Annotated in this window: 11 protein-coding genes; 8 read left to right on the top strand and 3 right to left on the bottom strand. The window is 52.9% G+C overall.

What is annotated here, in order from left to right:
* The first annotated feature begins 464 nt into the window (after nucleotides 1-464).
* The 5 genes from QMF38_RS02565 to QMF38_RS02545 are packed head-to-tail and all read left to right on the top strand — an operon-like array spanning nucleotide 465 to nucleotide 6,475.
* A complete protein-coding gene (locus tag QMF38_RS02565; protein ID WP_281758566.1) occupies nucleotides 465-2,579 on the top strand; it encodes a peptide ABC transporter substrate-binding protein in 2,115 nt (704 codons plus the stop codon).
* 58 nt (nucleotides 2,580-2,637) lie between these two features.
* Entirely contained in the window at nucleotides 2,638-3,603 is a 966-nt protein-coding gene (locus QMF38_RS02560; protein WP_006447130.1) for an ABC transporter permease, read from the top strand.
* A 47-nt stretch (nucleotides 3,604-3,650) separates the two neighbouring features.
* Nucleotides 3,651-4,541, top strand: a complete 891-nt coding sequence (locus QMF38_RS02555) for an ABC transporter permease (protein ID WP_232302132.1) — start codon at nucleotides 3,651-3,653, stop codon at nucleotides 4,539-4,541.
* 1 nt (nucleotide 4,542) lies between these two features.
* The gene (locus tag QMF38_RS02550) at nucleotides 4,543-5,529 is read left to right on the top strand and encodes an ABC transporter ATP-binding protein (RefSeq protein ID WP_006447132.1); all 987 of its coding nucleotides are present in this window, start codon (nucleotides 4,543-4,545) and stop codon (nucleotides 5,527-5,529) included.
* Nucleotides 5,519-6,475, top strand: a complete 957-nt coding sequence (locus tag QMF38_RS02545) for an ABC transporter ATP-binding protein (RefSeq protein WP_281758565.1) — start codon at nucleotides 5,519-5,521, stop codon at nucleotides 6,473-6,475. The genes QMF38_RS02550 and QMF38_RS02545 overlap by 11 nt, the downstream gene beginning before the upstream one ends.
* A 56-nt stretch (nucleotides 6,476-6,531) precedes the next feature.
* On the opposite strand, the gene QMF38_RS02540 is transcribed toward QMF38_RS02545, so the two are convergent.
* Nucleotides 6,532-7,191: an HAD family hydrolase gene (locus tag QMF38_RS02540; protein WP_281758564.1), complete on the bottom strand. Its 660-nt coding sequence runs from the start codon at nucleotides 7,189-7,191 to the stop codon at nucleotides 6,532-6,534.
* Nucleotides 7,192-7,355: 164 nt separating this feature from the next.
* On the opposite strand from QMF38_RS02540, the gene QMF38_RS02535 reads away from it, so the two are divergent.
* A complete protein-coding gene (locus QMF38_RS02535; protein WP_281758563.1) occupies nucleotides 7,356-8,330 on the top strand; it encodes an aldo/keto reductase family protein in 975 nt (324 codons plus the stop codon).
* A 53-nt stretch (nucleotides 8,331-8,383) separates the two neighbouring features.
* Here QMF38_RS02535 and QMF38_RS02530 read toward each other — a convergent pair whose 3' ends face one another.
* A complete protein-coding gene (locus tag QMF38_RS02530; RefSeq protein ID WP_281758562.1) occupies nucleotides 8,384-9,775 on the bottom strand; it encodes a purine-cytosine permease family protein in 1,392 nt (463 codons plus the stop codon).
* Between the two features lie 276 nt (nucleotides 9,776-10,051).
* On the opposite strand from QMF38_RS02530, the gene codA reads away from it, so the two are divergent.
* The gene (gene codA, locus QMF38_RS02525) at nucleotides 10,052-11,395 is read left to right on the top strand and encodes a cytosine deaminase (protein WP_058093937.1); all 1,344 of its coding nucleotides are present in this window, start codon (nucleotides 10,052-10,054) and stop codon (nucleotides 11,393-11,395) included.
* A 359-nt stretch (nucleotides 11,396-11,754) separates the two neighbouring features.
* On the top strand, nucleotides 11,755-13,047 hold the full coding sequence (locus tag QMF38_RS02520) for an ammonium transporter (RefSeq protein WP_198146606.1): 1,293 nt from the start codon (nucleotides 11,755-11,757) through the stop codon (nucleotides 13,045-13,047).
* A 393-nt stretch (nucleotides 13,048-13,440) separates the two neighbouring features.
* Here QMF38_RS02520 and QMF38_RS02515 read toward each other — a convergent pair whose 3' ends face one another.
* Complete coding sequence (locus QMF38_RS02515; protein WP_058093934.1) at nucleotides 13,441-15,135, bottom strand: M3 family oligoendopeptidase; 1,695 nt, start codon at nucleotides 15,133-15,135, stop codon at nucleotides 13,441-13,443.
* Nucleotides 15,136-15,243 lie beyond the last annotated feature (108 nt).

The raw sequence follows: 15,243 nt of genomic DNA, 5'->3' as shown, positions 1-15,243 counted from the left end.
CACGACCTGTTTTGCCTATCTGCACCAGCTTGTGATTTTGAACTTTTCTTGTCCTGATTTGTGACCTTCAACAAACCAGGACAAGAAGAGTGAAGAGAAAAGCAATAATTGACGAAATAGACTATTGATTTCGCCCTGCGCCAATTTTATGTTTGAAGCATCAACGAATCTGTAAGCACAAATCGATTTGGATTCGAAACGTGCTTGCTGCGTTCGGGCTCACCAAAGACAATAACCACATAAAAGGACTATTGATTTTGGGTTGGGCCGATTTTATGTTGTTGGTAGGAACCGAATCTTTTTGTCCTAGTGCAAATCGATTTGGGTACCTTGGTTCCTAAGCAACGAAGTGGGAATGGGGGGGTTAAACAGCCAGACCTGGCGATGCAGAAGGAACCTGATTGAGTACGGGGGTCTATGAAAGCGTTAGCAAAGACGAGTGGTGTGGATAAGGAGTGAACACAATGGGCAAGCGAAAGACAAGGAAATGGCAACTTCCAGTGGCGGTACTCATGGCGAGCGGTGGCCTCGTTGGTTGTGCGACGTCCGTGCATGGTCAAAATAACACGGCAAATAACGCCAGCGGATCGGCATCGGTGCTCGTGCACTCGGCTTCCAATGCGGGTGGCTCGGTGACCATCACATATCCGTCACCTCCGGGTATCTCGTCGCTGGATCCTTCGCAATGGGCGGCGCAGATTCTTGTGGATCAGGGTACTATCCTCGAAGGTCTCTACGGGTACAACCAACAAAATCAGATTGTACCGAAGATTGCATCGGGGTATTCTCTGTCCAAGGACGGGCTTACATGGACCATCTATTTGCGTAAGGATGCGCGCTGGTCAAATGGCGATCCTGTCACGGCCCAGGACTTCTACTACGCTTGGATGCGCCAGCTGAATCCAGCCAACTCGCAGGCGCAGCTTTGGGCAAGCGTTCTGAACAATGTCAAAAATGCGTATCAATATCACTCTGGTGCCGTACCGGCAAGTCAGGTTGGCATCAAGGTTGTAAACAACTATGAATTGCAGATTACGACGACCACGCCCCATTATATCTTGGGCGAACTCGCCGTCTCAGGGTCCATGCCACTTGACCCGAAGACCGTCAATGCGCATCCGACCGATTGGTACTTACCACAGAACTTTGTCGGCGATGGTCCATACATCGTGAAATCGTTTACACCGAACGGCACGATAACCTTGGTTCCGAATCCGAAATATGTCGGTCATCCGGGTGAAGTCAATCACGGCAACGCGAAGGTCATCAACCTGGTTCCGGGCACAACGGTTGCCGTTGAAGATTTCATGGCGGGCAAATTGGACGTCGCGTTAGTAGGTTCTTCGTCGGATTTCCAATATATTAAGACGCACAATCTCAGCAAAGAACTGCATACTGCGCCCGACTACAGCATTGAGTACCTGGAATGGGATCACTCGGCGATTTCGTCGCCGTATTACAATCCAAAGGTTCGTCAAGCGATAGCTATGGCAGTGCAGCGCCAACCCATTGTTCAAGACGTGCTAAACAACATGGGTGGTGTGACAAACAAGTTTGCGACCCCAGGTTGGCCCGCCGAGAAGTACGAGACTGGGTTGCCTGAAAACGTGGCAAAGGCCAAGAAACTGCTTGCGGAAGCTGGTTATCCAAACGGCAAGGGTTTACCCGTGTTGTACCTATATGCTCCGGTACCAGACGTCAACCAACAAGGCGTACCTGTAGCAGAAGCTATTTCTCAAGAGCTGCAACAGAACTTGGGCATCCAAACGAAGATCATCCAGGAGAACCAGACCAATTACAGCGCGCTTGTGTGGGAAGGGCCGCTTAAGGGGATTCAGCCTGGATTTGTGGTCGCCGCTGGTGCTGTGAACTGGTTTGAACCTGCAAACATGGACATTCAGGCAAGCCAGGGCATCTACTTCCCGGGCGACTATGGATGGACGCCGCAGCAGGTCCAACACGTTCTGCCGTGGTACAACACACCGTATGATCCCACCTCGGTCCAGAAGTATGGAAACCCGCAGAATGCGAATACCGGTGTGAGCTGGAATGACTGGATCCCACTTCAGAAGGAAGTCGAAAAGGACATTCCTATCATTGAGAAGTGGACGAAGGAACAACCCGCACAGTGGCGCGCTATCTTAAGCCCGCCGGGTACTCCGTCGTTGCAACAGCAGTGGAACTCGATTGTCGCGCAGTGGAAGTCCGCGAAGACTGCCAGCGCAAAGCATGGCGCATATGTCCTCGCTTGGGAGTTTGTTGCGCCTGAGTCGGCCACGACGACACTCGGTGGAACCAACACCGGCGCGCTTGATTTGCAGGTGTATTGGGATACGCAGGAGTCCGCACAAGAGCGCGATTGGCGCATGTGGCAGGCTTATGAGCAGAACAGCATGCAATCGTCTCAAGCTGCCGTTTGGGCAGGTAAACTCGTGACTTCGCTCATGCAGCAGGGATGGGTCATTCCTTTGTACTACAACCAGACCTACTACCTGGAACGCTCGACTGTGACGGGTGCTCAACCGAACCCGTGGGCGTGGGGCAACTTCTATCAATTCCAGTACTTGTCCACGAAGTAAGGTGGCGTAAAGACGGCCCGTGGGCTTTGCCCACGGGCGCTTCGGAAGGAGGCCAGCGATGTTCTATGCCAAATTTTTCGCCAAGCGCTTTGTGGCTATTGTGATCACGCTCGCGGCTGTGATTGCCATCTCGTATATCATGATGTATTGCTCGCCGGGAGGGTTCATGAACACGACGCAGCTTGCGTCGTCGCTCGCTCCGCTTGCAGCTCAGGATCCGGCTGCCTACCAGAAACTCATGGAGCAGTTTCAACTCCGGTATGGCCTAAATCTTCCACTCTGGCATCAGGTGCTTCTCTACGAGTGGCATACTTTTACGCTTAACTTTGGTAATTCAATGCAAAATCCGACGCTTAGCATCATGTCCCAGCTGAAGACGGCTCTGCCTATCAGTGTGATTCTAGCTTTTTCATCGGTGGTTTTGTCCGTAGTTGTGGGCATACCTATGGGTATTATTGCTGCAATTAAGAGAAATACGTGGGTTGATTACTTGGTCACGACTCTTTCTATGTTCGGCCAGGCTATTCCGTCGTTCGTCTTGGCGGTTATCTTCGTATTGCTCTTTGGTGTGGTGTGGCAAAATGTGCTTCCTGTTACAGGATGGGGAACCGTTCCGGAAGCTGTGTTGCCCGTGGTGTCTCTTGCTGCAGGAAATATCGGTGTGGTAGCCCGCTACATGCGAGGTAGCCTGATCGAAACCATGCGGCAGGATTTTATTCGTACTGCGAAAGCAAAGGGTGTCAAGTATTGGCCTCTTGTTCTTAAACACGGGGTAAAGAACTCGCTCACCGCGCTCATCACCGTAATCGGTCCTCAGTTCGCATTCACGGTGGTCGGTACTGTATGGGTTGAAAACATCTTTGCCATACCCGGTCTCGGCAAGGTGATTTCGACGGCGTTCACAAACTTTGACTTCCCATTGGCCATCACGGCGGTCTTCATTTTGGGCGCAACCATCATGTTGACGAATTTGGCTGTCGACGTCATATACGCGGTGATGGATCCAAGAGTCAAATTGCAGTGAGTGCCGCGTTGCGCAGGTGACAAAGCCGGGATAGGAGGAATGTTCACGTGGCAATTGCCGTATCACAATCCCAGCAGTCAGTGCGCCGGGCACGGAAGAATTCGCCGATGTACCGCGCGTGGCAGCGATATCGTCGCAATGGTTTTGCGGTGGCCGGACTCGGCTGGGTCATTCTCTTTTTCATAATAGGGATTATCGGTCCTTGGATTGCGCCGTACAGCTATACCTATGCAGATTTTCTGCACATGCATTCCGGGCCATCGTGGCAGCACTTGTTCGGTACAGACACGGTGGGGTACGACGTCTTCAGCCAAATCTTGTACAGCGTTCGATACGCGCTTGAGATTGCACTTGGCGCGACCTGCGTGAGTTTCCTTATTGGCATTGTGCTGGGCTTATGGGCGGGTTTGTCCGGAGGCATCATCGACATGATTGTCATGCGTGCCGTCGATTTCATGTTTGCGTTGCCGTCGTTCTTTTTCGCCCTCATTCTAGTGGTACTGCTCGGCAAGGGCATCTTTCCGATGATTCTCGCCATCGGTGTCCCTGGTTGGGCGGGTTATGCCCGTCTCATTCGTTCGCTGGTCCTCTCCATGCGAAATGGCGAGATGGTGGAAGCGGCTCGCGCCTTGGGAGCGCCCCAGTGGCACATTGCGCGTCGCTACATGTTTCCTAACGTCGTCGGAAGCATGGTGGTGTCACTGGCTTTTGGCATACCGTACGATTTGACTGCGCAAGCAGGATTGAGCATTGTGGGCATGGGCTTAAACCCACCTATGCCATCGTTTGGTAATATGCTAGCCCAGGCAGGCGCTAATATCCTCGGCTTCCCATGGTTGCTCTATTTCCCTGCCGGTGTGTTCGCCATCACGCTGCTATCCTTCCTATTTGTAGCCGACGGCTTACAGGAAGCGTTCAATCCGAAAGGAGGCATGTGAGATGGCAGAGGCATTATTGGCAATTGACGATTTACGCGTGCAGTTCGATCGCGGTGAAGACGAGGTATTCGCCGTCAACGGCGTGAGCTTTTCCATCGCCGAAGGCGAAGCTCTTGGCATCGTGGGCGAAAGCGGATCCGGCAAATCGGTGACCTTGATGTCCGCCCTCGGCCTCATTCGGGAAAACGGAAAGATTATGGCGGGAACTGCAAAGTTTCAGGGGCATGATCTTCTCAAGATGCGCCCTCGGCAGTTGGAGGATATTCGCGGGCGCGACATCGGTGTCATCTTTCAGGATCCGATGACGAGTTTGAACCCAGTCATGCGGATTGGCGATCAAATCATGGAATCCATGTTGACGCATCAATACGCTGGACGCCGCGAGGCGTTTGAACGCACATTGCAACTTTTGCATGAAATGGGCATTCCCGAGCCCAAAGCGCGTTTTCGCAATTATCCGCATGAGTTTTCAGGAGGAATGCGCCAACGCATTATGATTGCGATCGCGCTCGCTTGCGAACCGCAACTGCTGATTGCGGACGAGCCGACGACGGCACTTGATGTGACCGTTCAAATGCAGATTCTTGCCCTGTTGCAAGAACAACGTAGAAAAAAGCAGATGAGCATTGCGATGATCACGCACGACTTTGGTGTGGCGACCAACTTCTGCGACCGGATCATCGTTCTGTATGCTGGACAGATTATGGAAATGGCGGACACTCGTCAGTTTCTGCGCCAACCCGCTCATCCGTACACGATGGGATTAAAGAATTCCATTATCGAAATAGGCCAGCGCGATCGCCAATTGTCGCCGATTCCTGGCATGGCACCGACGCTCACTGAACCGCCCAAGAGCTGTTCCTTCGCATCGCGTTGCCCGTTTGCCACAGAGCGATGCAGGTCGGAGTTACCGGCACTGCGGGAAATCAGTCCCAATCACCATGTCGCATGCCATCGTGCGGAGGAGGTCCTCGCTCATGCCATCTAGTCCATTGCTGCAAGTTGAGGAAGTATCCAAGCGGTTTCGCGTGCAAGGTCGAGAACTGCATGCGGTTGAAAAAGTGTCGTTCCAGCTGGACGCGGGCAAGACGATGGGACTCGTCGGCGAAAGTGGTTCAGGCAAATCGACGCTTGGGCGGTTGGTGCTTCGCCTGCTCGATGCCAACGAGGGGCGTATCGTCTTTAACGGCCAGGACATCACAAAGCTGACACCGAAACAGATGCGCCCGTTGCGCCGAGATATGCAGATTATCTTTCAAGATCCGCAAGCTAGCATGAGTCCACGGATGACGATAGGCGCTGCAATTGAGGACGCAATGGCGATTCACAATATCGGAACCAAGGCGGAGCGGCAAAAGCGCGTCGACGAACTGCTTGAACGCGTCGGCTTGCCAACCGTGGTGAAGTACGCGTTTCCGCATGAGTTGTCAGGTGGTCAGTTGCAACGCGTTGGTATCGCCCGTGCGCTGTCGTTAAATCCGAAGCTGGTTATATGCGACGAACCCATCTCGGCGTTGGACGTGTCGATTCAGGTTCAGGTTATTCAACTGTTGCAAGAACTGCAAAAGGACTTCAATCTGACGTATATCTTCATTTCGCACAACTTGGCCGTAGTTGAATACCTCAGTGACCAAGTAGCCGTGTTGTATCTCGGTGAAGTGGTGGAACAGGGTCCGGCCGAAGAGTTGTTCGCCAACCCGACGCACCCTTATACCCAGGTGTTGCTGCAGTCCATTTTGAAGATGCCGGAAGACACGGACAAACGTCAGGCGCTGACATCGATTCAGGGTGAAATACCGTCGCCATTTAACCCGCCCAGCGGATGCACATTCCATCCGCGTTGTCCCTTTGCAACTGACGTGTGTCGTCAAAAGAAACCAGAGCGCAAATTGGTTGGCAGTCAGCACTCGGTCACATGTCATTTGGCAAACTGAAGAAGCAGGCAAAGCCCGGCGGCATGTGCGGCCGGGTTTTTGTATCGCCACGAATCCTACCGGTTTCGTTCTTGCAGCCAGGTTAGCCAATCGATCTCGTCCAAAGACGATACATGGTTGCAATTTTCGGGGAACGGAAGCTGGCGAGTGACATCGTTTGGAATACATAGTACATGCATACCGGCACGTACGGCTGCAAGGGCGCCGTTCGGAGAATCCTCAATGGCAACAGCCTCATCTGGCTTTAGTCCAAGGCAGGCAAGGGTGAGATCGTAGAGGGCGGGATCAGGTTTGACGCGTTTGACATCATCCGCGGTGCGAATGCAATCGAAGGCATCCGCGATGCCCAGACGTTCGAGAAACGGATCGATCCACGCCCGATGTGAACTCGTTGCAAGGCCGATGCGCAGGCCAAGTGTACGAGCCGTTTCTATGGTTTTCTTCACTCCGGGACGCAAGCTTTTTTCACGCATAAGCTCATGGTGACGGCGCTGAATAAACCGCTCGATCTCGCTTTTGGTGATGGGCATTTCTGCAGATGCGATCAGGTGTGCGACTGGGTCGAATGCATCATGGGTTGTCCCGATACATTGTGCATACAAGGAAAGTGGAAGCTCTACCTGATGTTGCTGGTAGAGATCGCAAAAGGCGGTGTACCAGGCAGATTCGGTGTCGATTAAAGTTCCATCGAAGTCGAACACGATGCCTCGAATCATGGGCATAGGCTCCTTTAAGCTGAGGGCTCGGGGGCAATTGCCATCGGTGATTTGACGTCTTCTACGAACGTAGCACGCTATGCTGGGAGAAGCAATGTTTTCGGATTCTGGCGGAACCGTTTACAATATGAAAATCACATGCATGCTTTCGAGAGGGTGATCTCATGAGGTATCGTCAAATTGGAAGTAGTGGGCTGCGCGTCAGTGAAGTGGGCCTCGGCAGTTGGTTGACATACGGCAACGCTACGGAGCGCGAAACGGCTATCGCCTGTATCGATCGCGCCTATGAACTCGGTATCAACTTTTTTGATACGGCAAACGCATACAATCGTGGTCAAGCCGAGTTGGTCGTTGGTGAAGCATTGCGCAAATATCCGAGATCGTCGTATGTCCTTGCGACGAAAGTATACTTTCCCATGGGAGATTGGCCTAACGACCGCGGACTGTCGCGTAAACACATCGTCGAACAGTGTGAAGCGAGCTTACAACGGTTAGGTGTCGATTATATCGATCTATATCAGTGCCATCGGTTCGATCCCACCGTCTCGTTGGACGAGACGCTGTATGCCTTGGACGATCTGATTCGGTCAGGAAAAATTTTGTATGCGGGCGTCAGCGAATGGTCGGCGGCCCAAATTGGACAAGCCATCGCAATTGCCGATAAACGCAATCTCCACCCGATCATTTCGAACCAACCGATTTATAATATGCTCGTCCGCTATATCGAGAAGGACGTCATGCCGACCTGTGCACAATTAGGCGTCGGGCAGGTTGTGTTTTCGCCGTTAGCGCAAGGCGTTCTCACCGGTAAGTACCGTCCAGGTAGCCAAGTGCCTCGTGAGAGCCGGGCTGCAAACGATGATACAAATTACTGGATTCGCAGCTATTTGCGCGACGATGTGCTGACGTGTGTGGTTAAACTGGAGGACATCGCAAAGTCGCTGGGAGCCTCGCTATCGCAATTGGCGATTGCCTGGACATTGCGTCAACAAAACGTTGCATCGGCGATCATTGGGGCAAGCCGCATTGCGCAGGTGGAAGAGAACGTCAAGTCGGTGGAGTTGGAATTGACACCGGACACCTTGCGTGCGATTGATGAAGTCCTGCACGAAATCGATGGGTTCGTGCCGATTTGGTGATACGATACAGTGCATCAGGCGCCCGTGAGTAGTGCGGGCGCCTGTTGTCGTTTCTACAGTCTGACTTGGGCGGTTTGTCGGTTTGCAAATAGTGCGTACAGAACAAACGCGACAACAAAGCTCACATAGTATGAGATGTCGCCGATTTGCGGATAGTGCTTCGCAAAGTATCCGGTATACATGACTTGGTTGAAGAAGGGTATGGAACAGGCAAAACCAATTAGAAATGCCCAGAACCCCACACGCAGCGGCCGCGTCTTATCGTAAAAGTCGTCAATCTCATCCCGGTGGCGGCGGACGAGCAGGTAATCGCCAATGACGACGGCGGCCCAGGGGCTGATCCAGTATGCAAGAACAAACAGGAAGTTGCTATAATTTTGGTAATAACCAGACTGGCCGCCGACGTACGACAGAATGCCGCCAAGGATGCCAACCAAGAGTGCCGCAACCCAACGCTTTGGTGCAACTGCCCGAACAATGCCCACGTCGATGGAAAGTAGTGAGATGGATCCCGAGTAGATGTTGATGACGTTTGCGGTGATGGTTCCGAGAATGATCGCCAGCATGGTCACAATGGCGAGTGGGTGTGGCAGGATGCCAGACACCAGGTCGGTCGGCTTGCTGACGGATGTGAAAGTCGATAGCCCTGTACCGAGCAACTCGAGCCAAACGGCCGGAATGACGTTGCCCCAAAACGCAGCGGCAAAAGCCTTCGTCGATTTCGTATCCCGCGGGAAGTAACGGCTGTAGTCTGAGCTGTATGTCATCCATCCCATCATGTAGGAGAGCGAGATCGCAATTGACAAAATCATGGAACCGGAAGTGCCAGAGAACGCGGAAGCATGCGGATTTTCCGCGATGTTGAAATGAATATGTGGAAACGCATAAACGCTGACCAAAATAAAGATGACCAACAAAATCAGTACTGCTACGCGTTCGACCCAGTGAATCATGTTGTGCCCGTAAATACTGATGATGGCTTGCAGGATGATCATAATGATCAGGTTTGGTAGGAAGCCGATGGGTAGTAACCACTGCAAGGCATAGACGCCGAGAACCGTGTTGACCGTGTACCAGCCGATCCCACAGAGGAAATTGAGTATTCCAGGCAAAAAATTGCCGAAGTAGCCGAATGCAGCTCGCGACTGAATCAGTTGTGGCAAGCCCCAACGATAGCCGAATGTCGTGAGGAAACCGATGGCGAGTGCACCCACGACAGTACCTATAACAATGGAAACGGCTGCCTGCCAAAACGACAGTCCGAATACGCCAACGCCAAGAACGCCGGTCGTCAGTGTGGCAAACTCCAGGTTTGCGCTGAACCAGAGCGTGAACAAGCTGCTGACCCGGCCGTGACGCTCTGATTGGGGAATCGGATCGATTCCATGTGGCTCGACATGTAATACCTCCGAGCCGTATGTATCCGATGGATCCGCGTACGACATGTGGAAACGCCTCCTTACAATTCTGCCTTTATTCCAACTCATTCAATCGTTGGACGCTGTTACTATGACAATGCCCGTACGAGTCGTCAATATCGGATGCTAATCAATCTGACGTCAAGGCCAAATTTCGTATGGGTCAAACGTGTCGGCCAAAGTATGTTTTCCGGTTGCCGCAGGCCTTATGTAGATATTTGGGGAGGGTGGCATTTGTGGTTAGCTTATGCGCGGTGTTAGGATGAGTTGGACAAAGTCTCTCTGTACGGAGGAGGTGGCCGCATGTCTGACGTCTGGATTTCGGATGTTCGTATCATGGGGCGCGAAGGGCATTTTGATATCGGCGTTCAGGGTGGTCATATTGCGGAGATTGTGACCGCAGGAACGCGAACATACAGTGGTCAGGTGATAGAAGGCAGGGGGCTGCTCGCCATGCCGCCGTTCGTCGAGCCGCATATCCACCTGGATTCCGTGTTGACGGCGGGACAACCGCGCTGGAATGAAAGCGGCACCCTGTTTGAAGGCATTCAGCGCTGGAGCGAGCGCAAGCCTTACTTGACAAAAGAGGACGTGCTGGCGAGAGTCGACGAGGCTTTGCAGTGGATGATGGCGCAAGGCACACTGCACATTCGCACACATGTCGATGTGACTGATCCGACCTTGACTGCGCTACAGGCCTTGCTGGAGTTGCGGGAGAAGGTCCGCGGTGTTATCGACATTCAAATCGTCGCGTTTCCCCAGGAGGGCATCTATTCGTATCAGAATGGTCGCGGACTCGAACTTTTGGAAGAAGCCCTGCGCTTAGGGGCGGATGTCGTTGGTGCCATTCCGCACTACGAGTATACGCGAGAGTACGGCGTTCGCTCGATCGACGCGTGTTTCGATCTCGCCGAAAAATATGACCGCTTGGTGGACGTGCACTGTGACGAGATCGACGACGAGCAGTCGCGGTTTGTCGAGGTTGTTGCGACACGAGCGTTGGAGCGGGGCATGGGCCAGCGTGTCACGGCCAGTCACACGACGGCCATGGGTAGCTACAACGACGCATACGCCTATAAATTGTTCGGACTTCTGCGCAAGGCAGATATCCATTTCATTGCCAATCCACTGATCAACACTACACTTCAAGGGCGTTTTGACAGTTATCCGAAGCGGCGCGGCTTTACGCGTGTAAAAGAGTTATGGCAGGCGGGCATCAATGTGTGCCTTGGCCACGACGATATCATGGATCCATGGTACTCGTTTGGTACTGGAAGCATGCTTCAGGTGGCACACATGGCTATGCATGTCGGGCAGATGACTGGGCGTCAAGAGGCTATGGCCTGCGTCGATATGGTGACGGATCGATCCGCGAAGACGTTGCAGATTGAGGACCGATATGGCATTGAGGTCGGGAAGCCTGCGTCGTTGTTGCTCGTCGATGCGGATGACAAGTGGGATCTCCTGCGGCGCATGCCACCTGCCGAGATCGTCATGAGTCATGGCATGGTGGTGGCGCAAACGGAGCCAGTCAAGCGCCGCGTGTATTGGACTTCGCGCGACGGGGCGGTTGGAGAAGGCGGATATGGTGTCGATTTTCGCGTGCATACCGGATCGCCAGTGTCGGCATCAGAACCTGGAGCTTGACGTTCACACGTGAAAACGAGAGGAAACTCGATAACCGAGTTTGCTGGAGTTGAGCTTCCGGCAGACTCGGTTTTTATACGAAGTCTTACCCCACGTGATGTAAAGTTTGTTGCGATGAATCCGCGGCAAACCCCTTACTCATCCATCTTGATAAAATGTTATTTTTATTTGTGTTAGAAAACATTACATAATCCGTTGACGCCACCCCGCCTTGCCATGTAAGGTTATGAAAAAATTCAGGATAAGGAGTGGAGACGGAGATGAAGAAGCGGTTTGGGTCAAAATGGCCTTGGATTCTATCCGCATGCTTGGGCATCATTCTGTTCCCGAGCACCAGTTTTGCTGCCACGACGTCGCCCATCAACTCGGGTGACACAGCTTGGATTCTCGCATCCTCCGCACTCGTATTGCTCATGACGCCCGGCTTGGCATTTTTCTACGGCGGCCTCGTTCGCACCAAAAACGTGATCACGACTATGCTGCAGGTTGTATCCGTCATCCTGGTGGTTTCATTGCAGTGGGTTGTTATTGGCTATAGCCTGGCCTTTGGGCCGGATTTCCACCACATCATCGGCAACCTGAGTTGGATCATGATGAGAGGTGTCGGCGCCGCTCCAGACTCCGACTATGCTAGTACCATCCCGAATATGGTATTCAGCATCTTCCAGATGATGTTCGCCATCATCACACCGGCGCTCATTGTCGGCGGCTTGGCAGAGCGCGTCAAGTTCGCATCGTTTGTCGTCTTTATCGTCCTATGGGCAACCATCATTTACGATCCGCTGGCGCACTGGGTGTGGGGCGCAGGTGGCTGGTTGCACTCGCTCGGCGTACTGGATTTTGCAGGAGGCACTGTCGTCCACATCTCGTCGGGTGTTGCGGGGCTGGTGGCAGCTTTGTATCTCGGACGTCGTGCAGAACATGGATCGGGTGAGATTAAAGCACACAATGTGCCGTTCGTCCTGCTTGGTACTGCACTTCTATGGTTCGGCTGGTTCGGTTTTAACGCAGGCAGTGCTCTTGCCGCAAACTATCTGTCGGCCGAGGCGTTTCTTGCGACGAATACCGCCACAGCCGCGGCTGCGGTGGGTTGGATGATTGCCGAGAAACTGCGCACCGGTCACGTTACACTCGTTGGTGCTTGCGCCGGAGCTGTCGCAGGGCTGGTCGCGATCACGCCGGCAGCCGGTTTCGTCTCAGCCGGTTGGTCGATTGTACTCGGACTTCTTGGCGGCGCGATTTGTTATCTTGCCTCGACGTTTATGAAGTCGAAATTAGGCTACGACGACGCCTTGGACGCGTTCGGTGGCCACGGTATCGGCGGCACATGGGGGGCCTTCGCGACCGGCCTATTTGCCTCGACCACCGTCAATTCGGCGGGTGCAAACGGGTTGATCCACGGCAACGTGCATCAGGTGCTGCTGCAGTTGACGGGAATCGTTGCGACCTGGCTGTTCTCCGGTATTGGCACATTCGTTCTGCTTTGGGTCGTCGACAAGCTGTTCGGTCTGAGGGTGACAAAAGAAGAAGAGATCATGGGGCTTGATCTGGCTTTGCACCACGAATCTGCATATCCAGAGACTTTAACTGCCAGTGAACTGCCGAAATACTTTGATGTCCCTCGCCAAACCATTGGGCAGGAGGTACGCTAATGGCCGATCCCGTTTGCCTATTCAAACGAGTGCTCGCGGCATGTGATTGCCCAAATGCGTTTTCAACATGGAGGGATCCGGTTGGCGGATTCGTAGCGGCGTCAACAAAGTATTGACGCCCGCCCGGACTTACTTTACGATCTGCGCATTGATGAGCAATGAATGGGGGAGAAAGATGTTACTTCGCTCGTACGCGTTCTCTCATCATGCGTATTCGAGTTTTGGATCTGGGCTGGGACACGAATTTGCTCGGGGTGTTGTGCATGGCCTCGGCTGGGGCATAGGTTATTCCATCGCTCGGCATATCCCGTTTCTTCTTATATTATTAATCGCAATCGTCGTTGGCTTTTGGTGGATGGCACGCCGCCGCTAAGGAAGCGGCGGCGCCATGTTTTACAGGGCCTTGTCGTCGACGCTGTCCAACCAATTGGCGATATCGCCAATCATGGATTCAATGCAGTTCTCATCAAAGGGTGAACGTAGATTCGCGGCTTGTACAAGTTCGACAAAGGAACGGCTGCCGCCCAATTGACATAGGCGGAGATAATCCTTCCACGCCTGTTCTTTGTTGGACTGTATTTTGGTCCAGAACTGCAGTGCACAGACTTGTGCCAGGCCGTAATCAATGTAGTAAAACGGGTAATTGAAAATATGGAGTTGCTGGTGCCAGTAGCCACCGCGCTCGAGATATTCGCTTTCCTCGTACGTACGGCTTGGGAAGTAGGTGCGCTCCAACTCCCGCCAGTACGCCTTGCGCTCCTGTGGGGTGGCCGTCGGGTTTTCATAGACGAAGTGCTGGAACTCGTCGACGACTGCAAAGTACGGGATCGTCAACACCGAAGTGCTCAAATGATAAAACTTAAATTTCTCTGTATCCTCTTCAAAGAACAGGTTCATCCAATTCCACGTAAAGAACTCCATGCTCATTGAATGAATTTCAGCCGCCTCCGACGTCGGGAAATAGTACTCCGGACACGGCAAATTGCGCGACTCAAACGCTTGGAACGCATGACCTGCTTCGTGCGTAAGTACGGTGACATCATGCGCTGTTCCATTGAAGTTTGCGAAGATAAATGGAGCTTTGGCGGACGGGATGATGGTGCAGTAACCTCCGACGCGTTTGCCGTCGCGGCTCTGCAGATCAAGCAGTTCGTTGTCGACCATAAACTTGAAAAAGGCGTCTGTCTCGGGAGATAGCTCGCGATACATCCGCCTCCCGTTCTCGACAATCCAGCTGGGATCTCCCTTGGGTTCCGGATTGCCCGTTGGGAAGTGAAGGGCGAGGTCGTAATATTGCAGTTTGTCGAGGCCGAGGCGCTGCCGTTGTCGATCGCGCAGTGATTCCGCGAGTGGGACGATGTGTTGCTTGATTTGGTCGCGAAACCGCCTCGTCTCCGCTGGGCCATAGTCGGTTCGATTCATGCGGTCGTAGCCCATCTGCACATAGTTGTCGTAGCCGAGTTGGCGAGCCATGCGCGTGCGCAGTTTCACCATCTCGTCGTAAAGTCTATCAAAATCCTCTTCGTGCTTCGCGAAAAAGGCGTAACGCGCCTCGTTAGCCGCTCGTCGGACATGGCGATCCGGCGCATTCAGATAACGACCCATTTGACTGAGTGTCAACTCTTTCCCTTCAAATGGGATTTTCGCACTTGCGACCAGTGCGTTGTATTCCGTCACCAGCCGATTTGTCTCCTGCATATCAGCAACAATGGCGTTGCCAAATGAACGCTTTTGCACCTCAGCAAGCTTGAACAGTTGGGCGCCCAGATGTTTCTCCAGTTCCGCGCGAAACGGTGAAGCTAACAAGGCTTCACGAAACTCGGTTTCAATAGCTTCCATCTCTGGCGATACCGTATCAAAGTATTCCTTTTCAGCCTTATAGAATTCGTCGCGCGTATCAATGGAGTTGCGAATGGATGCAAGCTCAGCCATTGACATAAAGTGATTGCGAAGATTGTTGATGGCCGCAATCTGTTCGAGTTGTTCGTCGGCCGTTTCAGCGCTCGAGAATGCGGCAATACGTTCTTTCATTTGCGACGAGATGTCGCCCATGTTTGGCCGTTCGTACACCATTTCAGAAAATTTCATCGGAATTCCTCCGTTTCGCTATTCAGCGCGATCGCGAAGATCAGCCTTAGACAATTATACCAGTGCGGAGAAATTCAGTGTGTCGAATTGCGTACAGGCGTGCTAAAC

The sequence above is a fragment of the Alicyclobacillus hesperidum subsp. aegles genome, assembly GCF_027923525.1.
Lineage (GTDB): Bacteria > Bacillota > Bacilli > Alicyclobacillales > Alicyclobacillaceae > Alicyclobacillus > Alicyclobacillus aegles.
This window is presented reverse-complemented; position numbering and strand designations above follow the sequence as displayed.